This window comes from Rhodococcus sp. SMB37 (assembly GCF_004345605.1).
Classification (GTDB): Bacteria; Actinomycetota; Actinomycetes; order Mycobacteriales; family Mycobacteriaceae; genus Rhodococcus.
Genome location: NZ_SLVY01000013.1, coordinates 96,748 through 121,977, shown reverse-complemented (window position 1 = coordinate 121,977; position 25,230 = coordinate 96,748). Strand labels below are relative to the sequence as shown.

Annotated in this window: 22 protein-coding genes; 13 read left to right on the top strand and 9 right to left on the bottom strand. The window is 66.4% G+C overall.

Translation table 11 applies throughout. The features are described 5' to 3' along the window. Window positions 1–6: 6 nt before the first annotated feature. The gene (locus tag EV641_RS20225) at window positions 7–3,192 is read left to right on the top strand and encodes an MMPL family transporter (RefSeq protein ID WP_132474096.1); all 3,186 of its coding nucleotides are present in this window, start codon (window positions 7–9) and stop codon (window positions 3,190–3,192) included. Between the two features lie 21 nt (window positions 3,193–3,213). Here the strand turns inward: EV641_RS20225 and EV641_RS20220 are convergent, their stop codons facing one another. From EV641_RS20220 to EV641_RS20210, 3 genes are all read right to left on the bottom strand, one after another. After that, window positions 3,214–3,867, bottom strand: a complete 654-nt coding sequence (locus EV641_RS20220; protein ID WP_054715229.1) for a DUF1707 domain-containing protein — start codon at window positions 3,865–3,867, stop codon at window positions 3,214–3,216. A 63-nt stretch (window positions 3,868–3,930) separates the two neighbouring features. Further along, window positions 3,931–4,572 carry a response regulator transcription factor gene (locus EV641_RS20215; RefSeq protein ID WP_054715221.1) on the bottom strand — a complete coding sequence of 214 codons (642 nt, stop codon included), beginning with the start codon at window positions 4,570–4,572 and terminating at the stop codon, window positions 3,931–3,933. Then, a complete protein-coding gene (locus tag EV641_RS20210; protein ID WP_054715214.1) occupies window positions 4,565–5,734 on the bottom strand; it encodes a DUF5931 domain-containing protein in 1,170 nt (389 codons plus the stop codon). Before EV641_RS20210 ends, EV641_RS20215 begins: the two co-directional genes overlap by 8 nt. A gap of 185 nt (window positions 5,735–5,919) precedes the next feature. Between EV641_RS20210 and EV641_RS20205 the strand changes: the two genes are divergently transcribed. The 4 genes from EV641_RS20205 to EV641_RS20190 all read left to right on the top strand — a co-directional run bounded on the left by EV641_RS20205 (window position 5,920) and on the right by EV641_RS20190 (window position 9,664). Beyond that, window positions 5,920–7,395: an adenylate/guanylate cyclase domain-containing protein gene (locus EV641_RS20205; protein ID WP_054715212.1), complete on the top strand. Its 1,476-nt coding sequence runs from the start codon at window positions 5,920–5,922 to the stop codon at window positions 7,393–7,395. 39 nt (window positions 7,396–7,434) lie between these two features. Beyond that, window positions 7,435–8,577 (top strand): YbhN family protein, encoded by a 1,143-nt coding sequence (locus EV641_RS20200; protein ID WP_054715210.1) that lies wholly within the window; start codon window positions 7,435–7,437, stop codon window positions 8,575–8,577. 108 nt (window positions 8,578–8,685) lie between these two features. After that, entirely contained in the window at window positions 8,686–9,240 is a 555-nt protein-coding gene (locus tag EV641_RS20195) for a YceI family protein (protein WP_054715207.1), read from the top strand. Between the two features lie 43 nt (window positions 9,241–9,283). Beyond that, window positions 9,284–9,664 (top strand): DUF3054 domain-containing protein, encoded by a 381-nt coding sequence (locus EV641_RS20190; RefSeq protein ID WP_054715205.1) that lies wholly within the window; start codon window positions 9,284–9,286, stop codon window positions 9,662–9,664. A 98-nt stretch (window positions 9,665–9,762) separates the two neighbouring features. On the opposite strand, the gene EV641_RS20185 is transcribed toward EV641_RS20190, so the two are convergent. The 3 genes from EV641_RS20185 to EV641_RS20175 all read right to left on the bottom strand — a co-directional run bounded on the left by EV641_RS20185 (window position 9,763) and on the right by EV641_RS20175 (window position 14,101). Next, window positions 9,763–10,500 (bottom strand): sulfite exporter TauE/SafE family protein, encoded by a 738-nt coding sequence (locus EV641_RS20185; RefSeq protein WP_054715226.1) that lies wholly within the window; start codon window positions 10,498–10,500, stop codon window positions 9,763–9,765. A gap of 61 nt (window positions 10,501–10,561) precedes the next feature. Next, the gene (locus tag EV641_RS20180; protein WP_132474094.1) at window positions 10,562–12,235 is read right to left on the bottom strand and encodes an NTF2-like N-terminal transpeptidase domain-containing protein; all 1,674 of its coding nucleotides are present in this window, start codon (window positions 12,233–12,235) and stop codon (window positions 10,562–10,564) included. 84 nt (window positions 12,236–12,319) lie between these two features. Beyond that, complete coding sequence (locus EV641_RS20175; protein ID WP_241997380.1) at window positions 12,320–14,101, bottom strand: penicillin-binding transpeptidase domain-containing protein; 1,782 nt, start codon at window positions 14,099–14,101, stop codon at window positions 12,320–12,322. A gap of 261 nt (window positions 14,102–14,362) precedes the next feature. On the opposite strand from EV641_RS20175, the gene EV641_RS20170 reads away from it, so the two are divergent. Continuing rightward, a complete protein-coding gene (locus EV641_RS20170; RefSeq protein ID WP_054720069.1) occupies window positions 14,363–15,949 on the top strand; it encodes an ATP-binding cassette domain-containing protein in 1,587 nt (528 codons plus the stop codon). Continuing rightward, window positions 15,946–16,761, top strand: coding sequence for an alpha/beta hydrolase (locus tag EV641_RS20165; protein ID WP_132474090.1), 816 nt, complete (start codon window positions 15,946–15,948; stop codon window positions 16,759–16,761). The genes EV641_RS20170 and EV641_RS20165 overlap by 4 nt, the downstream gene beginning before the upstream one ends. An 18-nt stretch (window positions 16,762–16,779) precedes the next feature. On the opposite strand, the gene EV641_RS20160 is transcribed toward EV641_RS20165, so the two are convergent. After that, window positions 16,780–17,463 carry a TetR/AcrR family transcriptional regulator gene (locus EV641_RS20160; RefSeq protein ID WP_241997372.1) on the bottom strand — a complete coding sequence of 228 codons (684 nt, stop codon included), beginning with the start codon at window positions 17,461–17,463 and terminating at the stop codon, window positions 16,780–16,782. Between the two features lie 200 nt (window positions 17,464–17,663). Beyond that, the gene (locus EV641_RS20155; protein WP_054713225.1) at window positions 17,664–18,890 is read right to left on the bottom strand and encodes an acyl-CoA dehydrogenase family protein; all 1,227 of its coding nucleotides are present in this window, start codon (window positions 18,888–18,890) and stop codon (window positions 17,664–17,666) included. A 123-nt stretch (window positions 18,891–19,013) separates the two neighbouring features. Between EV641_RS20155 and EV641_RS29895 the strand changes: the two genes are divergently transcribed. Further along, window positions 19,014–20,084 carry an energy-coupling factor ABC transporter permease gene (locus EV641_RS29895; protein ID WP_132474088.1) on the top strand — a complete coding sequence of 357 codons (1,071 nt, stop codon included), beginning with the start codon at window positions 19,014–19,016 and terminating at the stop codon, window positions 20,082–20,084. On the opposite strand, the gene EV641_RS20145 is transcribed toward EV641_RS29895, so the two are convergent. Further along, window positions 20,038–20,637 (bottom strand): TetR/AcrR family transcriptional regulator, encoded by a 600-nt coding sequence (locus tag EV641_RS20145; protein ID WP_054713222.1) that lies wholly within the window; start codon window positions 20,635–20,637, stop codon window positions 20,038–20,040. The two genes, EV641_RS29895 and EV641_RS20145, sit on opposite strands and share 47 nt — an antisense overlap. A gap of 249 nt (window positions 20,638–20,886) precedes the next feature. On the opposite strand from EV641_RS20145, the gene EV641_RS20140 reads away from it, so the two are divergent. From EV641_RS20140 to EV641_RS20120, 5 genes are read left to right on the top strand one after another with little or no spacing between them, the layout of a single operon-like run. Next, the gene (locus tag EV641_RS20140; protein ID WP_054713224.1) at window positions 20,887–21,402 is read left to right on the top strand and encodes a DUF4242 domain-containing protein; all 516 of its coding nucleotides are present in this window, start codon (window positions 20,887–20,889) and stop codon (window positions 21,400–21,402) included. A gap of 7 nt (window positions 21,403–21,409) precedes the next feature. Next, window positions 21,410–22,456, top strand: a complete 1,047-nt coding sequence (locus tag EV641_RS20135; RefSeq protein ID WP_054713221.1) for an acyl-CoA dehydrogenase family protein — start codon at window positions 21,410–21,412, stop codon at window positions 22,454–22,456. Continuing rightward, window positions 22,453–23,172, top strand: coding sequence for an ATP-binding cassette domain-containing protein (locus tag EV641_RS20130; RefSeq protein ID WP_241997379.1), 720 nt, complete (start codon window positions 22,453–22,455; stop codon window positions 23,170–23,172). Before EV641_RS20135 ends, EV641_RS20130 begins: the two co-directional genes overlap by 4 nt. After that, window positions 23,169–24,335, top strand: coding sequence for an ABC transporter substrate-binding protein (locus tag EV641_RS20125; RefSeq protein WP_199233329.1), 1,167 nt, complete (start codon window positions 23,169–23,171; stop codon window positions 24,333–24,335). The genes EV641_RS20130 and EV641_RS20125 overlap by 4 nt, the downstream gene beginning before the upstream one ends. After that, complete coding sequence (locus EV641_RS20120) at window positions 24,332–25,138, top strand: ABC transporter permease (protein WP_054713220.1); 807 nt, start codon at window positions 24,332–24,334, stop codon at window positions 25,136–25,138. The genes EV641_RS20125 and EV641_RS20120 overlap by 4 nt, the downstream gene beginning before the upstream one ends. The last annotated feature ends 92 nt before the right edge of the window (window positions 25,139–25,230 follow it).

Genomic DNA, 25,230 nt, shown 5'->3' with positions numbered 1-25,230 from the left:
ATCTACGTGTTCGACCGTTGGGGAGAGCTCGTCGTCCGCGCGCGCTTCACCGTCATTGCGGTGATGGTCGCGGCGTTGCTCGGGCTCGCCGGGTACGGCCTGAGCCTGAACGACCACCTCAGTCAGAGCGGCTGGGACGACCCCGGCTCGGAGTCCGTCACGGCCGCGAAGCTGGCCGATGGCACGTTCGGCCGCGACACCAACGGTGACGTCCTGGTTCTCTACACCGCACCCGAGGGCACGACGATCGACGACCCGGAGTTCACGGCGACCGTCGTGGACAGCCTGAACACGATCTTCGCCGAGCATTCGGACAAGATCCTCAAGATCAACGGCGCGTATTGGCCCACCGACTCCGCCCCGGCGCTACCCGCTCTCGCCGACGAAACCAAGCAGCATGGTGTCGCGTCGATCGCGATCGCCGGCGACAACGACACCGAGATCGCGAACAACTTCCGCGATGTGAAAGACGTGTTCTACATCGACGGTGTCGACGTCCAGCTCGCAGGCCTCCAGCCGGTCACCAACGCGCTCAACGACACGATGGCCAACGACATCAAGCGCATGGAGATCCTCGCGATCCCCGCGGTCGGCGTCCTGTTGTTCTTCGTGTTCGGTGGTGTCATCGCCGCGGCACTCCCCTTGATCACCGGTGGCCTGACGGTCGTCGCCGCCAACGGCATCGTCCGTCTGATCACCAACTTCACCGAGGTCAACTCATTCGTCGCCCCCGTGGTGTCGCTGATCGGGCTCGGTCTGGCGATCGACTACGGCCTGTTCATGGTGTCGCGGTTCCGAGAAGAACTTGCCGAAGGCTACGAAACGGCCGCCGCGGTGCGCCGCACCGTGATCACGTCCGGGCGCACCGTCGTGTTCTCGGCGACCATGGTGATCACCAGCCTCGGCGGTCTCTTGCTGTTCCCGCAGGGGTTCCTCAAGTCGGTGGCCTACGGTGCGATCGCGACCGTGTCGCTGGCTGCGCTGACGTCGGTGACGGTGCTTCCCGCAATCCTCGCGATCCTCGGTAAGCGCATCGACAAGTTCGGCATGAAGAAGTTCGGCCAGATCCAGTCGAACGAGCAGATCGAGAACAGCTTCCTCGGCCGCCTGACCCGCTGGGTGATGCTCAACCCGATGAAGGTGACCATCCCGACGGTCATCGGTCTGCTGCTTCTCATCACTCCGCTTACCGGCATCAAGTTCGGCGGCATCAACGAGACCTACCTTCCGCCGGATCACGCGACCCGCGCCGCGCAAGCGCAGTTCGACGAACTGTTCCCCGGCCAGCGGACCGAGCCTGTCAAGCTCGTTGTCCAGGGCGCCGAGGGTGGCGACCTCAACAAGATCATCGAGACCGGTAGTGCTGCACCCGGGCTGGTCGAGAAATTCTCCATCGAAGGTCCCGCGAAGGACGGTGTCCGCGTCCTCAAGGCCGGTCTCGTCGATCGCAACATGACCGCCGACACGATCGACTACCTGCATTCCGCGTCGTGGCCCGACGGTGTCGAGGTCTATGTGGGTGGCACGCCGGCGATCGAGCAGGACTCGATCGCGGCGCTGCTCGACACGTTGCCACTGATGGTCGTGTTCGTCGTGGCACTCACGACCCTGCTGATGTTCCTGGCATTCGGATCGCTGGTACTACCGATCAAGGCCGCGTTGATGAGTGCGCTCGGGCTCGGTTCGACCCTCGGTATCCTCACGTGGATATTCATCGACGGACATGGCGCGAGCCTGCTGAACTTCACGCCCGGTCCCATCATGTCGCCGGTGCTCGTACTCATCATCGCGATCATCTACGGCCTGTCGACCGACTACGAGGTGTTCCTGCTCTCACGCATGGTCGAGGCCAGATCGCAGGGAGCGAGCACCACCGAATCCATCCGTATCGGCACTTCCCACACCGGGCGTATCATCACCGCCGCAGCGCTGATCCTCATCGTCGTCACCGGAGCGTTCGCGTTCTCCGAGCTCGTGATGATGAAGTACATCTCGTACGGCATGATCGCGGCGCTGATCATCGACGCGACCGTGATCCGCATGTTCCTCGTCCCGGCCGTGATGAAACTGCTCGGAGACGATTGCTGGTGGGCGCCCGCATGGATGAAGCGGATACAGGCGAAGGCAGGTCTCGCCGAGCCCATCCTCGCCGACGAGCTCATGCCCGAGGACGTCCCCGAGCTCATCACCGTCGGCATGTTCGGACCGTCGACGATCACGGCAACGGGATCGCACCGGTTCCCGAAGGGCGCGTTCGGCGATGCCGACGGTGCGAACGACATGATGACGCAGCCGATGCCCACGATCGCTGCACCGCGCCCGGCCTCCGAGCAGCGACGGACACGCGATCTTCCGCCTCCGCGGCGGTCGCAGGGGCGTCCGCCCGCACCTCGTCAACCGAGTCAGCCGGGTGGACCGGCACCGCGCGGCGGCGCTGGACTTCCGCCTCGCCGCGGCGACCAGGTTTCCGCACCGATACGTCGGGGGCGGCCGGGCCAACCACCCGTTCCACCCCAACAGGGTCCGGCACAGCCTCCGCTGCCTACCCGCGGAATGCCGGCGCCCGGCAACGCGAGCGGTGCGCTCCCCCGCCGCGGGGCGGCGGGCCCGCCGCAGCCGGTTCCACCGCCCCAGCAGGGTCCGGCACAGTCGCCCCAGCAGGGTCCTGCACAGCAGGCCCAGACCCCGCGCGAACAGCCGCCGACCGCGGCGATGCCGCCGCTGCCGCGTCGACAGCGCGGATCGGTACCTCCGCCGCTGCCGCGCACGGACGTGCGTCCTCAGGCTCCGACGACCAACACCGGCGAAAGCCCTCAGACGGGCGCAGGACGTCCCGGCCCTGGGCAGGGGGATGCTCCTCGACCTCAGGCTCCTCAACCTCAGGCTCCTCGACCGGGGGGTCGTGATCCGCAGGCCATCGAGAGCTGGCTTTCGCAGATGCGGCGGGCACCGTCGGCTTCCGGCCGAAATCCCGATGCACCACAGCAATCCGAGGGGCACGACCCCAACTATCCTGTCGCGGACGGCCCCGAGGACAGACCGGAGCTGCCTCAGCGCGGTGACCACCGTCGGCCACCTCCGAGCCGGGATTCACGCGGGCCGGACACCCAGGGCCGGCGCCACCGCGGCGACGATGACGACGCGCAGACGATCAGCGTCAGCGAGCTGATCGCCCGGCAGCGCCGTCCGTAAGAAGGGGCGTTCTCAGCGCGGTCAGGTTCCCCGGAGGAACTTGCGCAGTCGCGCACCCATCGGGTGCGCGACTGTCAGGCTCCCGGCGCGCATCTTGCCCGTCACCACCAGATGCAACGGGCCGTACGGGGCGCCCGTACCCACCTTCGAGGTGGCGGACGAGGCGATGGCTTCGAGGCCGTTGATGTCGGCGGTCGCCTCCATCGGCACCACGATGCTGATCGAGCTGAGGTAGTCGCTGACCTCGATCCGCACGACCTGCGTCTGCATCACCGCCTCGGTGAAGTCGAGCGACACCGACGACGCCACAGTGTCGACCTGCAACACCGGCGGTACCTCCCAGCGGCCCTTGCGCGCGATCGTCGACATCCGGCCCTTGAGCACGGTCCCGGTGCCCGCCGGATACATCGGCGGAGTGGCCGTCGCGACGTGCGGCTCGTATGCCCGCGCGGGCGGAGACTGCGGCTGCTGCTGCTGGAACTCCGGGCGCATCTGAATTCCGGGCAGGTCGACGAGCACCTGGTTCAGGTCTCCGCGGGTCTTCGCGGCGAGCACAGTGTCCATTCGTTCGGTGAATTCACCGAGCGACAGCATGCCCTGGCCGACTGCGCGCTGCAGCAGTTCACCCACGTGTTCACGTTCCGCGTCCGAAACTCTCAGATCTTTCGGGTCCATGCCGACCACTTTAGAGTCGTCCGCGCACGATGCAGTGTTCAGAACCCGAGATGACCCAGAACGTCAGTCCAGGCCCTGTTCGATCGCGTATCTGGTCAGTTCCACCCGATTGGCCAGCTGAAGTTTGCGCAGCGTCGCCTGCACATGGTTCTCGACGGTGCGGTGGCTCAGCACCAGGCGCGACGCGATCTGTTTCGCCGACATCCCCTTCGCGACGAGTCGCAGGACTTCGGTTTCGCGGTCGGTGAGGGTCGGTGCCGACGACTGACGCACCTTCGAAACCGACAGCTTCCGGTACTCGCCGAGCACGAGCCCCGCCAGGCCGGGCGTGAATACGGCCTGCCCTGCTGCGGTCTTGACGACGGCTTCGACGAGTTCCGCGGCCGACGCGCTCTTCACCAGATACCCGGACGCCCCTGCCTTCACCGCGCCGAGCACATCGGCGCGTTCGGACGACGCCGACAACACCAGCACCCGCGACCGCGGCGACACGTCGAGCACGGCGCGGGTCGCATCCGTCCCGCTGCCGTCGGACAACGACATGTCCATGAGCACCACGGCGGGTTCGACCACGGCCCGTGCTCGGGCCGTCCTCACGCTGTCGGCCTCTGCCACTACACGGAAGCCGGAATCCGTGAGGTCGCGGGACACTGCGGTGCGCCAGATGGGATGGTCGTCGACCACCATCACGGTGATCTCAGCCATGCGGTTCCTCCTTGGGGACACGTATCTCCCACTCGGTGCCTTCCCCTGGCGCGGTCTCGACTTCCGCCACGCCGCCGAGCCACCGGGCCCGGCCGACGATCGATTTCGACACGCCGAGACGCCCCTGCGCAGATGCTTCGGCCAGGCGTCCTGATTCGATGCCGACGCCGTCGTCACGAATGGAGAGGATTATCTCGTCCCCGAGGTCCTCGAGCAGCACGAACGCCTTGGCGTCGCGCCCGGCATGGTGCTCGACGTTGTCGAGGGCGGTGGTTGCGAGCGCCACGAGTTCACCTGCGCGCGGCCGGTCCATCACGATGGGGTCCGCGGGCGCCGCGACGGTGACATCGCCGTCGACCCGCATGCGCAGCATCGCGGTCAGGTCGACGTGTTGTCCTCCTCGATCGACCTCGGTGTCCTGTTCGGAGATCAGGCGACGCAAAGCTTCCTCCTGTTCACCGGCCAGCCGTGCGAGTTCGGCCCGGTCGATACCGCGTCCTGAGTCCTCGTCGGCACGACGCTGCACGAGCGCGAGCACCTGCAGGACACCGTCGTGGACCTGCCGGGCGAGCCTGTCGCGTTCCTCCGTGGCCGCCGCGATCCGCACTGCTTCCTCGAGCTGACGGTGCGCGGCCCGGGCCGTCCTCATCGCGAATCCCATCGCGACACCGCAGGCAACGAGAACGGGCGCGGTCGCGTCGGCCCACAGGTCGAGGTTGACCTGGTCGCGCACCACCGCGCTGACCGCAGCCATCACGATCGCCGAGGCGATTCCGGCGAGCGGGCCGGCGAACAGCGCGGCCGAGATGACAGCATTCGCGACCCACAGTGTGGTCGGCATCGTCTGGTGGTGGCTGTACCAGTCGTGATCGGAGATCAGCCGGGTCGACGCCATGAGTGCGATCGCCGTGATCTGGTCGACGGCAACCACCACCGGGCGTCCCCGCGGCCCGCGAGAGAGGAGCAGCGCCGAGGTCAGCGACCACGCCACGAGGACGCCGATGAGGAACCAGCTCAACGTCCTGTCGGTGTAGTACGGGACGGTCGAGAAATGTGAGCTGACCGCGTAGACGACGGTGACCAACCGGAAGACCTGCGCGGCGCGCCACAGCGGAGCGTCCGGGTCTGCTGTCCGCGAGAGCCCGGGTATGGAGTCCACCATCTCCGCGCTCCTCGCTTTCGTCGTTGCAGTCTTCGTCGTCGCTTTTTCGGTGAATCCAACCACTCGGTCACCCCCAAGTGCGACCACAGGGTCATGTGACCGTCCGCACAGTGGTTTGATTTGAAGTCGTGTTGAGGTCATATCGAGCAGTCGCGGCGACTTTGCGAAGTCGCTGGCCTCTCTACATGGTCTCGATGGGTGCCTCGAATCTGTTCGGCGCCATGCTGGTGTTCGCGTTCGTCCGGTACGGCCTGCCGATCGAGGAGTCGGAGAACATCATCGCGGACCGGGTCCGCAATTTCGCCGTCTTCGCCGTCTACCTGGGGTTCGCCGGAGTCGTGAGCCTGAGCGCGGCGGCGTTGATGCTGCGGTCCGTGGTGCGGTGGCAATTGCGCGGCGGCCCGCCGACGCGGTCGGAGCAGATGGCTGCCCTGCACGCACCTCTGCGGCAGGCGATCGTGCACCTCGCGCTGTGGTTGCTCGGCGGGGTGTTGTTCGTGTTCCTCACAGCAGAAGAGATGCCGTCGCTCGCGGTGACCGTCGCGATCACCGTCGCGATGGCCGCGACGAGCACGTTCGGTTTCACCTACATGCTCGGCGAACGCATCCTGCGGCCGGTGGCGGCACGCGCTCTGAGCGAAGGCCGTTTCGATCGGACCATGGCGCCCGGTGTCGGTACCCGTCTGGCGATGACGTGGGGTCTGGGCACCTTGATGCCGGTCGCCGGGATCGTGCTGCTGTGCGTCACGCAGCTGACCACCGACAACGAATTCGGCTCCGACGCGCTCGCATGGTCGGTGCTGGCATTGGCCGTGATGTCGATCGGGCTCGCGCTCGTCCTGTCCTTGCTGACGTCGTCGCAGATCTCCGACCCCATCAAGCAGCTGCGCTGGGCCATCGAACGTGTCCAGCGCGGCGCGTCCGGGGTCCAGGTCGAGGTGTTCGACGGCAGTGAGATCGGGCGGCTGCAGGTGGGCTTCAACCGGATGATGTCGGAGTCGGACGAGCGGCGGCGGTTACGGGAACTGTTCGGTCAGCATGTCGGCGAGGACGTCGCGCGCCGGGCCCTGCAGTACGGCACCGAGCTCGGTGGCGAGACGCGCTACGTCGCCGTGTTGTTCGTCGACATGGTGGGCTCGACCGCCACCGCGGCCGAACGACCCCCGAACGAGGTCGTGGAGTTGCTCAACGAGTTCTTCCGGGTGGTCGTCGACGTCGTCGACAAGCACCACGGGTTCGTGAACAAGTTCATGGGTGACGCCGCACTGGTGATCTTCGGTGCACCGCTGGACCGCCCCGACGCCCCTACCGCCGCGTTGGCTGCGGCGCGCGAGCTGCGATTCGCGCTCGACGAGATCACCGGGCTGGACATCGGCATCGGGGTCTCTGCAGGCCTGGCGGTGGCCGGGAACATCGGTGCCGCGGAGCGCTTCGAATACACGGTGATCGGCGACCCGGTGAACGAGGCATCCCGACTGACCGAACTCGCGAAACTGCGACCCAGCCGCGTGCTCGCATCGTCGAGTGCTCTGTATTTCGCGGACGACGAGGAGCGCGGCCACTGGGAGCTGGGCGACGAGGTCCAGCTGCGTGGGCGCGGGCGCATGACGCAGCTGGCGTGGCCTGCTCGGTCTCCCGAACCGGCGTCTACCACCGGGTAACCATACGGCCGTGTCGACGGCGTTCGATACGCTGGCCGAGTGGCGCAGCCGCATGAAGACCGACATGGCCCCGACGCTACACCGCGACGGGGTCGCTTTCGGTGGATCAAGTGGGTATTTGCGGTTGCGCTGATCGCACTCCTCGTCGTCGAGGGGATCTACCTGTGGCCCTCGATGAGCGAATCGTGGCGAGCTCTGACGGAGATGCACTGGGGCTGGGTCGCGGCTGCGGTGGTCGCGCAACTCCTGTCGCTGAGCGCGTTCGCAGGACTCCTCCGCAAGGTGCTGCGTGCGGGCGGAGTTCAGGTGAGTCTGCCTCGGTCGACCTCAGTGGTCTATGGAAGTACTGCGATGGCAGTGACACTCCCCGCAGGTCTCGTCTTCTCGACCGCTTTCACCTACCGACAGACACGCCGCTGGGGCGCGACCCCGGTGGTCGCGTCCTGGCAGCTCGCGGTGTCGGGGGTCACCTCCACCGCCGCACTCGCTGCGCTGGGGGTCGTGGGCGCATTCGCCGTCGGCTCGTCGATCAGTCCCGTCACCTTGCTGCTGTCGATCGCGGCGGCCGGTGCACTACTTCTCGGCCTGCGATATGTCGCGCAGAATCCGTCGTCGGTCAAGACCTTCGTCACATGGAATCTGGAGCGGTTCAACCGGCTGGCAAAGAGGCCGGCCGACGCCGGGGTCGCCGTGTTCGAACGCGCCCTGTCCCAGCTCGAAGCGGTGCAGCTTCGTCGACGGGACATACTGGCCGCGTCCGCCTGGTCGGGTCTGAATCGCGTGTTCGACATGATCTGTCTCGGATTCGCGTGCTGGGCGGTCGGCGGCACACCCTCGTTGGCAGGCCTGATCATCGCGTTCACCGCAGCGAAGGCGGTCGGCAGTGTTCCGCTGGCACCCGCGGGTCTCGGGTTCGTCGACGGCACGTTGATCGCAACGCTCACCGCGGCAGGACTGAGCGCATCGCAAGCCCTCGCCGCAGTGTTCGTCTACCGGGCGGTGAGCGTCGTGTTCGTTGCGGTGATCGGGTGGATCACCGTCGCGGTTCTGTATCGCGGAGCGAGGGCCGGCACGGAGATCGACCCGGTCGCCGAACGTACAGCCCCCGGCACGGACAACTCGGGCCCTTACGTGGAAGGCACAGCCTCCGGCGCAGCACGCACCGTTCTGCAGCCCGAATGAATCCGTCCGCGGAAAAGTAGTTGCGAACTCAACTAGATTGTGCCATGCTACTTGCGTAGGCAGTTGAATATTCAACGAGCTAATCGGAACAACCCGAAGGAGCACCACATGACCGCCAGCACCACCACCCTCCCCGGCCTCACCGCAGGCACCTGGGCCATCGACCCCGTCCACTCGAGCGTCGGTTTTTCCGTCCGCCACCTCATGGTCAGCAAAGTCCGCGGCACCTTCGAGAACTTCTCCGGCAGCATCGTCGTCGCAGAGGACGGCACCGCCACCGCCACCGCCGAGATCCAGGTCGACTCGATCAACACCAAGAACGCCGACCGCGACGCACACATCAAGTCCGCCGACTTCTTCGACGCCGCGAACTACCCCGTCGCGTCCTTCGCCACCACCGGTGTGCGGGCCGAGGGCGGCGATTACGTCCTCGCCGGCGACTTCACTCTGCACGGCGTCACCCGCCCGATCGAGCTGACGCTCGAGTTCAACGGCGTCAACCCGGGCATGGGCCAGGGTGCTGTCGCCGGTTTCGAAGCCACCACCGTGATCAACCGCAAGGACTTCGGCATCACCATCGAGATGCCCCTCGAAGGCGGCGGAGCAGTCGTCGGCGACAAGATCACCCTCAACATCGAGATCGAGGCCATTCAGCAGGCCTGATGCCTCTGGCCTGGCCCACGAGAACCGGGGATACCCTGGACCCGTGAGAAAGTACGCACCCGCGCTGGTCATCGACGTCATCCTGGTCATCGTCTTCGCCGCACTCGGACGATCCAGCCATGACGAAGGGCTCGACCTCGTGGGCCTGGCCGGAACGGCTTGGCCGTTCCTCGGAGGGCTCACCATCGGGTGGTTCCTCACCGCATGGCTCTACCGCGACAAGTTCGACGCCTACGCAGCCGTCCCGACGGGCCTGGTCCTGTGGGTGAGTACGCTCGTCGGCGGAATGCTGCTGCGCACCCTGACCGGTCAGGGCACCGCGACGGCCTTCGTCATCGTCGCGACGCTGTTCCTCGGTGCCGTGCTCATCGGGTGGCGCGTCATCGCCCGGGTCGTCACCCGCCGTCGCGTGAGCACCGGGTGATCACGATCCTGATCGCGCTCACTCCGCGCATCCGGAAGCTCATGCACGGCGTGCACTAGCGACGTGCGGACCGTACTGGGTGCATCTGAAGGACCGAGTCAGCCGAAGGCAAGCCACGCGGCGAGACCGAACCCTGCGATGGCCACCGCCACCCGCAGCAGGTTCGGAGGGATCCGCTTGACCAGTGGAGGACCACACCAGCCGCCGGCGAAGGCCCCCACCGCCATGGCCGCCGCAGCGATCCAGTGGACCGGTCCGAAGAACGCGAAACCGATCGCCGCGACCAGGTTGGCGACGCCGAGCAGATAGCTCTTGAGGATGCTCGCGCGCCAGATCGACTCGGAGGTACAGATCAGAGTGAGCGCAAGGAAGATGACTCCCGCACCCGCTCCGAAATAGCCCCCGTACATCGCGACGACGAACAGTGCGGCGGCGAACACGCGGGGAAGATCACGCCCACCGGCCAGTTCACGAATCTTCGGCTGCAGAAGCAGGGCCAGCGACGCGAACGCGACGAGAAAAGGCACCGTGGCCTCGAACGACCCCGGTGGCGCGACGAGGAGCACGACAGCGCCGGTGAGGCCACCGAGCGCCGCGTATGCCGTCCACCGCCACACCCGCGGCCCCGTGTCGACCACTTCACGAGCGGAATTGCTGAGCGCACCCACGCCGACACCGACCATCGCTACGGTGTTTGTGACGTTCGCGGCTACGGGCGACAACCCCACCGCAAGCAACGCCGGGTAGGACACGAGTGACGCGAGACCGGTGACGAACCCGACGACGCCGGCGAAGAACCCTGCGACGACGAGCAGCAGTACATCGACAATCGTCACGATGATCGAACGTACCGGTACCCAGGTCAAAGATGTCGGTCGGCACCGGCGCGCGCGAGGATCACGCGGGCGGCTTCGCCAATTCGGTCAGGAATCTGTCGGCCATCTTCACCGCGCGGTCGCCGCCGTCGGCGTCGGCAACGAACACCGCGAACGCCACGTCTCCGGTATAGCCGAAGAACCAGCGATCGTCGCCGGCAGAGGCGGCGATTCCGGCGAGACCCGGGTGCCCCTTCAGGAAGGACGCGGGACCGTTCTGCACGTTGTCGATCATCAGTCCGCGCAGAGCGTCGGTCACCTGCGACGGCAACGGCTCGGGTGCATCGGTGACCGACGCGGGCTGCCCCTGCACGAGCATGGGCGCGGGAGCCTCGCCGCGCGCGATCGATGCGGCGAGTAACGCAGCGCCGAGCGGACTCACGAGTAATTCGTCGTCGCCGTCGCCGGTGAACTGCACCACCCCGGACCGGCCGTGCCCGATCTGTGCGGTCTCGAATTCGAAGCCAGGCACCGAGTACTCCACGCCGAGCCCGAGGCGGCCTGCGGTCTCTGCCAGATCCTCGGTGTTCACCGAATCGGGAGCGACACCGCGGTCGAGTCCTGCCGCCAGCCGCACAGGATCGAAGACGGAACCCGCCGAGTACAGGCCCCGAGTGGCCACGGGCCCGAGTTCCATGGCCTGGTTGTTGACGTCTGCAGCGAGGATTCCGCCGGTCGACGGCTGGATGGCGACGAGCGCCGCAGGAGTACCCACGGTGACGACGGCTTCCTTGGCCGCGAGCTGCACGTGCGAATCGACGGTGGCCGTCAGATCCGGAGGCGGGGGCCCCTGGAACCCTGCGACCTGGATCGGCCCTTGTTCGGGGTCTTCGAGCGTCACGGCCCATCCGGCGGTGCGGTCGCGTTCGAGCTGCCACGCCGAGCGGAGCGAATCGAGCAGCGGCGTCGAGACCCGCCGGTCGGAGCTGACCAACGTGGGCGTCTTGATGACCTCGACGCCCGGCACCGCAACGATGTCGTCTTCGAGGAACTGGTAGTCCTGGTCGCGGAGTTTGACCGCGGTGATACGAGCTCCGGGATCGGCGGCGAGCCGCTGCTGCATGAGCTCGGAGGTGATGACGGGCGCGACCGGCGCGAGGATCTCGGCGAGCCGCGTCGTGCTGGCGACGGAATCGGGCATGAATGCGGGATTGAGCACAATCGCATTGATGGTCTGTTCCTCCATCAGGGGCTTGCCCGTGCCATCGAAGATCATGGGCGGTGCGGCATCCGTACGCACATGGTGGACCGTCCGGCCCGCGAGGTCGGGCACGACCACATCGGGGCTCCACGACACGCGCCAGCCGACGGCCAGCTTCCGGACGGAACCGTCGACCTGGTAGTGCCAGTCCTTGTTCTCTCCGAAATTCCAGTCTGCGGTGAGTGTGAAGTACCCGGAGTCCGCGTTGAGCTCGACGAGCTGGGTGACGTCGTAGTCGACGCTGCCGTCGGACAGCCCATCGAACATCTGCGCCAGCACGGGCTCGGCGGCGTTCGGATACGAGGTGAGTTCGGCTGCGTCGCCGGGTTCACGGTCGTTGAGCGCCTCGACGAAATCGTCGACCAGGATTTCCGCATCGCTGCGCGGGTCGTTGAACACGAAGGTATTCAGACCCAGTGCCACGGCCACGGCCACGGCAGTACCGAGGACGACGGTGCGAACGCCTCGCCGGCGCTGCCACTCCCGAAATCCCATACTCCCCAACCTTCACTCCAGCAACATCGGCCACAAGCACGAGTCGTCTACGATGCGATCACGATTGCGCTACATCCGCGAAGGTCACCTCCCCAGCCACCGTCCGGCCGCCCCCACAGCGGGAGCCGAACTGTCTGCACCCGCGACGAACACTGCGAACGCCAGGTTATCCTGCGCGCCGATGAACCAGCCGTGTGCCCCGTCCACATTGTCGGCTGCCCCGTTGTTGTCACCGTACTCTGCGGTTCCGGTCTTTCCGATGAGTTCGGGAAAGTCGCTCAGCTCGCTCGCCGTGCCGTCGGTTACGGTCTCTCGCATCATCGTTCGCAGTGCGGCAATTGTTTCAGCAGGGGCCGGTGCGACCTCCTGATCGGCGGTCGCCGGCTGCCCCTCGACGATCGTCGGCAACGGCGTCTTCCCACCCGCGATCGACGCGGCGACGAGCGCCATCCCGAACGGCGACGCCGTCACTTGTCCCTGCCCGATCGCGCCCTCGACACGCGCCGCGCCCGACTCCATCGGCGGGACGTTTCCGGTGACGGTCACGAGACCGGGCGTGACGTAGTCGACGCCGAGTCCGAACTGCAACGCAGCCTCGGCCAGCGCCGTGGAAGGCATGTCCACGGCGAGTCCGGCCATCGTGGTGTTGCACGAGTTCGCGAACGCTGTGTGCAGCGGCACCTCGCCGAGATCGAAGCTCTCGTCGTTCGGAATGGTCCGGTCGCCGATCGTCGCGACCCCGGGGCACGGAAGCACGGTGTCGGGCTCGGCGAGCCCTGCCTGCAGGGCCGCCGACGTCGTCGCGACCTTGAACGTCGAACCCGGTGGATACAGGCCGGTGAGCGCGACCGGGCCCTCCAGATCGGCCGCAGCGTTCTGCGCGACGGTGCGCACCGCGCCGGTGTCGGCGTCGATCCCGACGATCACCGCCGGCCGGTCGAACGACGCGAGCGTGGCTTCCGCCCGAGACTGCAGATCCGGATCGATGGTGGTGTGCAGGTCGGGGGCCTCGGTGGGGTCCACGCCGGCGATCGATCGAACAGTGCCGTCGGCGGCCACCGACTGCACCGCCCAGCCCGCGGTCGCGGCCTGATTCTCGTGCCACATCTCATCCAGGCCCGACCACACAGGTGACGACAGATCGCGGTTGGCAGTGAGCAACCGCGGCTGCGGCGCGAGCGTCACGCCGGGCAGCCCGGAGAGCTGATCCTCCACAGGAGCCAGATCCGCCTCGCGCAGGACCACCGCGGTCATCGGTGCACCGGCCGCCTCCTCGAGGCCGGCAGCGAGGGAGTCCGCGGTGATCGTCGGCGCAGCCGTGGCGAGCAATGGCGCCACCGCAGCGGGGTCGGCAGACGAATCGAGGTTGACGAGCGTCACGATCTGCTCGCTCATCAGCGGCTGACCCGCGCTGTCGAAGATCGTCGGCGGCGTGCCGGTCGTCGGGGTGTAGCGCAGTGAGGTGCCCTCGCTCAGCTGCGGAGCCAGTACGGCCGGGTCCCACCGGACCCTCCATCCGTCGTCGTCATCCGACTCTTCTGCCGGATCCTCCATCGCGGAGCCGGTCGTGCGATACGACCAGTCCTGCTCTTCGCCGAAGCTCCACGACACGTCCAGATCGAAGGTGTCGCCGTCACCGATGCCCGCGACCGTCACGGTGGGATCGTCGTTGCCCAGCCCCTCGAACAGACCCGAGATCATCTCCTCCGCGGCAGCCGGATCCGTGGTCAGCGCAGCAGCGGACACCGCGTCACCGGACTCCAGCGCGGCAGCAAACTCCTCAGCGACCGTGTCGGGCTGATCCGGCCCCGTCGCGCAACCGACCACGCCGAGAGTGAGGCAAGCCGCTGTTACGAGCGTGACCATCCGTCGACCGATATGCATGGTCACGATCATGCCGGAGATCCGAGAACGGTGCCGCCGCCCGGCACCACGATCCGGTGAACTGTGCGACAACCGAACTGTGTGGCGTCCCACAGGGAATCAAATCGCTTGCGCGACCGCCGACACTGCCTTTATCGTAGGAGTCGCATCTGTTCCCGGCGTTCGGAGAAGGCATTGCTCCTGTAGAGGTTCTCGACTCACCGCACGATGCGTGCGGGCCGTCTCTCACCTCCAGGAGTCTGCATGTCTGTACCCCTTTCTGCATCCAGCAGTGTCACGCTGTCTGCGCTCACGTACGAGCACCCCGACGGCACCCGCGTCTTCGACGGTCTCGACGCAACGTTCACCGTCGGCCGCACCGGGCTTGTCGGACGTAACGGAAGCGGTAAAAGCACACTGCTACAACTTATCTCAGGACAGCTCACACCAGCACGCGGATCGGTGACCACGTCCGGACATGTCGCGTACCTGCCACAGGACATCACACTCGACCCTGCTGTGTCCGTGGCGACCGTCCTCGGGATCGACGCAGTGCGAACAGCGTTGCGGCGAATCGAATCCGGAGACGGTACCGGCGACGACTTCGGCACCGTCGGCGACCGGTGGGACGTCGAGGAGCGCGCGCTCGCCACCATGCACCGGCTCGGTCTCGATCGAATCCTGCACGACGAAAACGATTTCGACCGCACCGTGGGAACTCTCTCCGGCGGAGAGACCGTCCTGCTCGGGCTCACCGCGCGGCTACTCGCCGAACCAGGAGTGCTGTTGCTCGACGAGCCGACCAACAATCTCGACACCGCCGCTCGCGAACGCCTGCAGGATGCCCTCGACCGATTTCCGGGGACCGTGATCATCGCAGGTCACGATCGTGACCTGCTCGATCGGATGGACACGATCGCCGAAATGCGCGACGGCAGTCTCCGCATGTTCGGCGGCGGCTTCAGCGATTACGAGCAGATCATCGAAGCCGAACAGGAGGCGGCTCAGGCCGCGGTGCGGGACGCGCGCAGTGATGTTCGTCGGCAGGCCCGCGAGCTCGCCGCCGCACACGTTGCACTCGATCGGCGAGCGCGCTACGGCAAGAAGATGTTCGAGAACAAGCGTGAGCCGAAGATCATCATGAACATGCGCAAACGACAAGCACAGGAGTCCGCCGGTAAATATCGCCGCGAGCACGAGGGAAACCTCGAATCCGCCCGGGCCCAGCTCGATCGGGCACAGGATGCGGTGCGCAACGACCGTGAGATCCGGGTGGACCTGCCCGACACCTCGGTGCACCCGGGGCGACGGGTCGCCGATGGGCCGCTCGAGATCGTCGGACCGGAACGCATCGCGGTGCGCGGACCCAACGGCTCCGGCAAGACCACACTGCTGGGGCGGATCGTCGACGCCGGGCCGCTGGTGCCGTATGCGCTGCTCCCCCAGCGCCTCGACATCTTCGACGACACCGCATCCGTGGTGGCCAATGCCGAACTACGCGCACCGCACCTGCCTCCACAGGAAGTGCGGGCACGTCTGGCGCGCTTCCTGTTCCGTGGCACCGACGCCGACGTGCCCGTGGGAGTCCTGTCGGGTGGCGAGCGGCTCCGCGCCGCGTTGGCCATTCTCCTCGCAGCAGATCCCGCTCCGCAGTTGCTGATCCTGGACGAACCGACCAACAACCTGGATCTGCCGAGCCTCGCGCACCTGACCCAGGCATTGCAGGCGTTCGAGGGCGCGCTCGTGGTGGTATCCCACGACGAGCGATTCCTCGACGAGATCGGAGTGACACGGTCGGTTGTTCCAGGGGACGCCGGGGCGCCGGAAGAGTGCGCGAGACTGGACGGGTGAGCTACACGACCAATCCCGCGGACGGCACCCGCATCGCGTTCTCGTCACAGCCCGCCCGGTCGGGCAACGAGAACGCACCCGCGTTGATGCTGGTGCACGGCAGCGCACTGTCGTCGGCGGTGTGGCGAGGACTCGGGTACGCGGCGGTACTGCGAGAGCACTATCGACTGCTCCTGCCCGACCTGCGCGGCCACGGGCGCAGCGACACACCCCACGACGAGGACGCCTACGCGATGGACGCGATCGTCGGCGACCTGATGGCGGTTCTCGATGCAGCCGGTGTTCAGCAGGTGCACTACCTCGGGTATTCGTTCGGCGCGCGGGCCGGCCTGGCGCTGGCGGTTGCCGCGCCGCAGCGGCTCCGCAGCCTGATCTCGCTCGGCGGCAGCGCCCGTCCGCAGCGCGGGGCAATGGACTCGTTGTTCTTTCCGGGATGCGTGGATGTGCTCGCGGAGAAGGGAATGGACGGGTTCCTCGCGGAGTGGGGCGTCCATCGGGACGTGCCGGTGGACCCCACCACTGCCGCCGCATTCCGCGCCAACGACGCCGACGCACTCGTCGCGTATTTCCGCCGGTCGGATCGCGAACCGGGGATCGACGACGCGGCACTCGCCGAGGTGGCAGTGCCGACGCTGGCGGTCGCCGGTTCCGAGGATCACCTGCGCGTGGACGACACCCGTTCCTTGTCGCGCACGATTCCCGGTGCGCGACTGGCGATCCTTCGCGGTGTCGATCACGCAGGCACGGTCGCGGCAGCGCCCGAGGTGCTGTCGGTCATCGGACCGTTCCTCGCGGCGCACACCGGACCGTGAACTACTCTCGGATTCCGATCAGACAGCCAACGGTTGCGGTGCCGGCGCCATGACCGACTCCACCAGAGCGCTGATCATCCGCTTCATCACTTCGGTCGAGTCCGGCACCGACAGACCCACGACGTCGCGCAGCGAGACCCAGGCGGGCCACGTCGACGCGATGGCGATCGCCTGGACGATCTGAACGCGCGCCGTGTCGTCGACCCGGGTGAACTCCCGAGCGAACAGTATCCGGACTTCGATCTCCGCTCGCTCGAGATAGCGGTGACGGTTGCGTTGCAGTTCCTCCGAGAACGGCGCCCGAACCTCTGCCGATCGCGAGAAAGGCGCGATGTACTCGAGTGCCTCGGCACGCTGACGGCAATACCGGTCGATGCGTTCCGTGAGCGGCAGACTCGGGTCCACCGGTTCGTGCGCGTCGTCCTGACGACGCATCAACTCGGCCCCCGTTGCCGAGAAGAGCGTCTCCAGGTCGCCGAAGTGGCCCCACAGTGACCTCAGTGAGACTCGTGCCCGCTCGGCGATCTGCGCGCCGGTCGGCTTGAGTTCGCCATCACGGATCAACGCGATATGCGCGTCGATGACCGCTTGGCGCGTGCGTTCGGCGCGTGCCGACCGGCCGTCGATACTGATCGGCGTGGTCGGCCGGTCGTCGAACCGGATTATCGGCCGGTCTCGCGGCCCATTCTCTCCCCCGTGCATCGTGATCCTCCCCGATACTTGTGCACATCAGTTAATAGTTATCACCTGTCGCAGGTAAACTACTCTCGGTCCGTAGACCCACGTGCCAAGATATGCGAAGACACCGGGCGATTACCACTACCCGGTATCCATCGGCGCGGTTTTTGTATTACCAACCGCACCCGCATCTACGGAAATTCACCCCGAAACAGTCATATCGGTCAATTTGCCAGGAGCCCCTTCGCGATGTGAGTCACCTGGATCTCGTTGCTCCCCGCGTAGATCATCAGTGACTTCGCGTCGCGCGCGAGCTGCTCGACACGATATTCGGCCATGTAGCCGTTACCGCCGAAGAGCTGCACCGCCTCCATCGCGACCTCGGTGGCGGCGCGCGACGAGTACAGCTTCATCGCCGAGGCCTCCGACAGGCTCACCGGCTTCCCCGCCTGTGCACGTTCGATCGCGCTGAACACCATGTTCCGCACATTGACCCGGGCGATCTCCATCTCGGCGAGCTTGAGCTGGATGAGCTGGAATTGCGAGATCGCGGTGCCCCACAACTTGCGCGACTTCGCATACTCGGTGCACAAGGTGAGGCACTGCTCGATGATGCCGAGCGACAGATAGGCGATACCGATCCGCTCTGCCGCGAAGGATTCTTTCGCGCTGCTCTTGCCGTCACTCTTCCCGCCGTCCTCGGTTTCCCCGAGCAGACGATCGCGGGTGATGCGCACATTGTCGAAGAACAGCTCACCGGTGGGCGAGGAGTTCATGCCCATCTTCTTGAAGGGCGGACTCTGTGTGAGCCCCTCCATCCCCTTGTCCAGCACGAACGCGAGAACCTTACGGTCGCGTCGGTCGACCGTGGCGTCGCCGTCGTCGAGCTTGGCGTAGACGATGATGACGTCGGCGTACGGGCCGTTGGTGATGAAGGTCTTCTGACCGTTGAGGATGTAGTCGTCACCATCGCGGCGCACGGTGGTCTTCATGCCGCCGAATGCGTCGGATCCCGAATCGGGTTCGGTGATGGCCCAGGCGCCGACCTTCTCGAAGGTCACCAACTCGGGCAGCCAGCGCTTCTTCTGAGCGAGGGTGCCGCGACCGCGGATCGTGCCGGCGGTGAGCCCGAGGCTCACCCCCATCGATGCGACGAGCCCCAGGCTCACCCCGGCGATCTCGATATTGAGCAGCGCTGCCATGCCCGGCGACCCACCCATGCCGCCGGAACCACCGGACGCACCTTCCCCTTGCTCCTCTTTGTCGAGGGCCCGCTCGAGGGACTCGCGGGCCATCTCGTCGATACCGAATGCGGCAAACATCTTGCGGATGATGTCGAACGGCGGAAGCTCACCGGACTCGAGCTTGTCTACGTGGGGGCGGATTTCCTTCTCGATGAATCCGCGCAGCGCGTCGCGGAACATGAGGTCTGTGTCGGACCACTCGTACATGAACGAAATATAGAACATGTTCCTGTTTGTGTATACGGTCGACACGAAACCGACCTGACGAAAGTCGCTCGGATATCGCGTACCGGCGCTAGCCTTGCGCCCACGAACGTGAGAGGGGGCATCGTGATCGTGGAGAGCCTGTCCGTCGAGAACATGGCCGTGGACACCCTGGCCATGCACATGAGCGACGGACTGATCACCCCGCGTGCATCGGTGTTGTTCTACGTCGTCGCCGTGATCGGTGTCGCGCTCGCCGCATGGCGCGCACGGACCGAGCTGACCGAAAGGTCCGCCGCGACCGCGGCACTCGTGACCGCACTCGTATTCGCGATGCAGATGATCGACCTCCCGGTCCTGCCCGGAGTGAGCGGCCACGTCCTCGGTGGCGCCGTGGCGGCACTGCTCCTCGGTCCCTTCACCGCCGCGCTGTGCCTGACGTTCGTGCTCGCCGTCCAGGCATTCGCGTTCGCCGACGGAGGCCTCACCGCGCTCGGGGCGAACACCACCGTCATGGCTCTCGCGGGGGTCGCCGGCGGATACGGCACCGCCGTCGCTTTTCGCACGTTCCTCGCCCGCCGCGACACCGCCCTTCACGGCACGATGTCACCTACTGCACGCACCTTCACCATCGCATTCGGCGCGGGCTGCGCGTCGGTGTTCGCCGCGGTCACCGGATTCGTGGTCGTCTACGCGATGTCGGGCGCTGCGCACATGCCGCTGTCGACACTCGCCTACCTCTACGGCGCCCACGCGCCGATCGTGCTGCTCGAAGGTCTCGTCACCGGGGTTGTCGTGGTTGCGGCGGCGGGCGCGACACACACCCGTCTCATGGCCGCACTCGGCTTCGCCGCATTCGGCGTCGCCGGCATCCTGTCCACCCTCACCCTGTCCGGCTCCGCTGCGGACACACCCGACGCGCTCGAAGCCGCAACGCTGCGCGGATGCGAGACCACACAGACCGACGCCCCACATGCGTCACCGGCTTCACGAACCGGGGACTGCATGGCTCGCCACGTTCAGGAGCATAGGCTCGCAGGCAGCGTCCTGGCCGACTACGCGGTCGGAGGTCAAGAGGGTTCGACCGGCGCCGCCGGTGCGATCGGAGTGCTCGTTACCATCGCGTTCGCCGGCACCGGTTTCCGTGCACTCACACGTCGGCGTGCGCCCGTGTTGCACCTCGAACTGCCTCGATGAGTTCGGCAGCGAGGTCGCGGCCGCGGCGGATCGGCTCGATCGAGTGTTCGAACTTGGACCCTGCGAGCGCCCCGTCGTAGATCAACCGCACGCGTTCGGCAATGAGACCCGGATCTGCTGCACCTGCTCGGTCGAGCAATCCCACAAGAGTGTCGAGTAGCCACTCTCGATGCGCCAGGACCGGCTCGATCCGCTCTTCCGGGAATTCCGTGGCCGCATTCGCGTATTGGCATCCCCGGAAGTTCTTGCCCGGCGCCGAGGCCAGTGCAAGGTCGAAGAATGTCAGGATTCGGCGCACGGGGTCGTCGATGCCCGCGACCGCGTCGTTCCATCGGACGCGATCGCGATGGTCGAGACGGTCGAGGTAGGCGTGGACGAGGCCGTCCTTCGAGCCGTAGGACGAGTACAGGCTCGCGCGCGCCACCCCCGCCTCGGCGAGGATCCGATCGACACCCACCGCGCGAATGCCGAACTCGGCGAACAGTGCGCTGGCGGTGTCGAGGAGTCGTTCCGCGGGCGGCCGCTTGGCGGGGGTTTCGACTGGGGTGCGCACGCAGAAAAGCCTATCGGATCGTCGCGATAGACAGATCGTTCTATTCAGATGTATCGTGTCTCCCGTGACACGCTGTCTTCTGACCCGTCGCCTGCACGTGGATCTCGTGCGGGTGACCGGTGCTGCGTGTTGTCGTCATTTCATGCGCTGACCGGCCCCCGCCCCACCCGGCCCGTCACTTCCTGACGTACGCCTGCGTTCACCCCTGCCGTCAGCGTGCCCACACCGCTCTACCCGGAAGGTGACTCCATGTCGCTGTATCTCTATGAACTCGTACCCTCCGAAGGTCAGGCCGAAGCCGCCATCAAGGCATTCGACACCGCGGTCGCTGCCGGCGGTGGCGAACTGATCGAATCGCAGGTGACCTCCGGCGGCACGCGCATCTTCGTTGTCGCCGAGTTCAACGCATGCCGCGCAGCACAGCTCGAAGCAACCACCCTCGACGTCGCAGAAATCGTGGGCCCCAACGAAGTTCGACTCGTCGGTGCCGATCTCGACCAGATCAAGGCAGCGCGCCCCGAGGCCGGCTACCTCGTGGAGTGGGACATCCCCGACACCATCGACATGGAGACCTACCTCGCCCGCAAGAAGGCCAACTCGCCGAAGTACGCGAACGTCCCCGAGGTGAGCTTCCTGCGCACCTACGTCCGCGAGGACATGGACAAGTGCCTGTGCTTCTACAACGCCCCCGACGAGGACGCCATCGTCCGCGCTCGCGAGGCCGTCAGCACCCCGATCGACCGCATCCACTCTCTCGAAGGATAGGCATCCGATGACCGCGGCCATTCAGAACCCGAACGAGCAGCTCGACACGATCGCCGAATTCGTACGCGACCGTGCCGCAGCTCTCGATCGCGGCGAGACCGACATCCGCACCGACCTCGCACGTATCGGCGAGCTCGGCCTGCTCGAGAACGGGCTCGGCGGAAAGTGTCTCGACCACATGGTCGCGGTCATCGACGGGATCGCCGCAGAATCCCTCACCGTCGGGTTCTCGCTGTGGGCTCAGCGCATGACACTCGAATACCTGGACCGCGCACCGGAACACCTCCGCACGCGGTACTGCGACGAGCTCGCATCGGGCCGGCGTGTAGGTGTCACCGCCATGGCGGCCGCACTCAAGTACCTCGCAGGACTCGGCGAACTCCCGCTCGTCGCAGAACGCACCGACGACGGACTCACCGTTTCCGGACCGATCCACTGGGCTTCCAACGTCTTTCCGGAATCACTCATCGTGTTCCCTGCACGCACCACTGACGGCGGTCACGTCATCGCCGTGGTGCATGCCGATTCACCGGGCATCCTCATCAACTCGTCACCCGAACTGCTCGCGCTGGGCGCCACCTCCTCGACGTCGCTCGCATTCGAAGACGTTCGAATTCCTGCTTCGGACATCATCTCCGAAGACCTCACCGAATTCTGTGGCGTCATCCGCCCCACTTTCCTGCTTCTGCAGACGTCGTTCTGCGCGGGCATCGCCCGAGCATCGCTCGCAGAGGCGTCGTCGCGCCTGCACGGTCTCGGCGAGCAATTCAGCGGCGAATACCAGCTTCTCGCACAGCAACACGAATCGCTACGGGAGCGCTTGTACCGATTCTCCACCGCACCGTCCTCGGTGCCCGCGGCCGATCTGATCCGCCTGCGTCTCGACGGCTCGGTCGTCGCAGTTGCCGCGACGCGTCTCGAAGCGACGCTGCGCGGCGGTGCCGGATACGCCTCCTCGAGCGCAACGAACAGGCGCTTCCGCGAGGCCGCGTTCCTCCCCATCCAATCTCCGTCGGAAGGACAGTTGCGGTGGGAACTCTCGAAGTTCGAATAGCGGGCGCCTACAAGAGTTTCGCGGGTCGACGCGAACCCGTCCTCCAGGGACTCGACCTCGACGTCCCCACCGGTGAATTCCTCGTCCTGCTCGGCAGCAGTGGTAGCGGGAAGTCGACGCTCCTGCGGATCATCGCGGGTCTCGGTCATCTCGATCGCGGAGAGATCGACTGGCCGAGCACCGACGGTGACACCCGCCCGCACACAGGTGTCGTGTTCCAGCAGCCCTATCTCATGCCGTGGCTCACCGTTCGCGAAAACATCGCCTTCGGCGGGCGTTTCAAGAATCATCGAGAACGATTCGACATCGCGTACGCCGATGAACTGCTTGCCCGGTTCGGGTTGTCCGGCCTCGCCGGCTATTACCCCGATCAGCTGTCGGGCGGGCAGGCACAGCGTGTCGCCGTGATCCGCGCGGTCGCGGTGCGTCCCCGCCTGCTGCTGCTCGACGAACCGTTCAGTGCACTCGACCCCGCGACACGCTCCGACCTACAGTCGTGGCTCGGCGACCTCGCCCGGGACCTCGCTTTCACGACGGTACTGGTCACCCACGACCTCGACGAAGCGCTTCGCCTCGCCGACCGCATCGCACTGTTCGGCCGAGGTGGCACGGTGCGGCAGCAGTGGCGCATCGCCGACGTCAACCAGGACGAACGGGCGCCACTGCGCACGGAGATCCTCGAGCACTACCGCGATTCGTCGCTGACTCCATCGTGAATGGGAAACTGACGCGGCGGACCCTGATGCAGGGTGCGCTCGGACTCGCCGCTGCCGGCGGCGTTCTCGGCGCAGCCGACCTGGTGCGTACCGCCGCAACAGACCGCACCAACACCACGGGACAACTCCGCATCGGCTACCTGCCGATCACCGATGCAGCGCCGCTGCTCGTCGCACACGGCGCGGGACTGTATCCGAGCGGCATCGTCGACAACGCGCAACCTGTACTGTTCCGCAGCTGGGCGTCGCTCGCGGAGGCATTCGTCAGCAGGCAGGTCGACGTCGTGCACCTGCTGATGCCCCTCGCCGTCCAATTACGCTACGGCCTGGGAAGTTCCGCCCGCATTCTCGGCTGGAACCACACCAACGGTTCCGCGCTCACCGTCGCCCCGCACATCACCGATCTCGGACAGCTCGCGGGTGAGACCATCGCGATCCCGTTCTGGTGGTCGATCCACAACATCGTGGTTCAACAGTTGCTGCGCGAACACGGCCTGACCCCCGTGGTGCGGCAGGCGCCGTCGAGATCCGCGCGCACCGTCGGGCTCGTCGTCATGGGCCCCTCCGACATGATTCCCGCCTTGGCCAACGGCTCGATCGCGGGGTTCACCGTCGCGGACCCGTTCAACGCCGCCGCCGAGCTCCGCGGCGTGGGCCGGATCCACCGCTTCCTCGGCGACCTGTGGCGCGATCACGCGTGCTGCGCGTTGCTCGTCCACGAGGACATCATCGAAGAGAATCCCGAGGCAGTGCAGTCTCTCACCGATTCGGTGGTGTCCGCCCAGCTGCAGATCGGGGCGGATCGCCCGGCCGCCGCAGCGATGCTATCCGATCACTATCTGCCGCAACCGCTTCCCGCGATCACGACGGCCCTGACCTATCCGGGGCGCGACGTCGGCACCGGGCATCCTCAGTGGGCACCGCAGCAGATCGGGTACCAGCCATTTCCGTTCCCCAGCTTCACCACCGCACTGGTCGAGGCAATGCACGGCACGGTCGTCGACGGCAACACCGGCTTCCTGTCGCGGATCGACCCGGCGACGGTACACCACGATCTCGTCGACGACCGTTTCGTCCGCACGTCACTGACCCGAATTCCCGGCACCGATGCCTTCGGGCTACCCGCCGATCTCACCCGCATCGAGGAGGTCGACCCCACGTGAGCACCCCGACCCGGTCCGCCCGGAGTCTTCCGCTCCTGCCGCAGACCATCGCGATCGTCATCGCCGTGGCGCTGTGGTGGCTGGTCACCACCGTCGTCGCCGGACCCGATTCGCTCGTGCGCGAATTCGCGCCGCAGTATGTGGGCCCGGCCATCGTGGATCTGTTCGCCCGTGGAGTGCTGCTACCCGACATGCTCGCGAGCCTGTGGCGGCTCCTCGTCGGATTGCTGATCGCCGCAACACTCGGCATTCCACTGGGGCTGCTGATCGGACTCAACCCGGTCGTCGAGCAGGCGACCATGCCGGTCATGCAGTTCCTGCGGATGATCTCGCCGCTGTCGTGGGCTCCGATCGCGGTGGCGCTTTTCGGAATCGGTCACCAGCCGGTGTTCTTCCTGATCGCGGCAGCGGCGATATGGCCGATCGTCATCAACACCGCTGCCGGTGTGCACGCCATCGACCCCGGGCACCTCATGGTGGCCCGGTCCTTCGGCGCGACACGTTTCGAGTTGCTCACGACGGTGGTACTTCCCTCGATCCGCTCCCAGGTACAGACCGGTCTGCGTGTCGGGCTCGGGATCGCATGGGTCGTGCTGGTCCCCGCCGAGATGCTGGGCGTGCGCTCGGGACTCGGCTACCAGATCCTCAACGCACGCGACCAACTCGCCTACGATCAGGTGATGGCCGTGATCGTCGTGATCGGCTTCCTCGGATTCTGGCTCGACTGGGCGGCGCGTCACCTGCTCCGCGAGCGCCGCACGCCGATTCGTATGGAAGACGCCGACGCACACCAGCCTGTTTGACGGCCGAGCTGTGTGACGGCCACGCGCCACGCCAGGCGATCGACGCGTAGGCCGCTCCGTCGACCACAGCTCCCGCGACGGCGCCGACGATG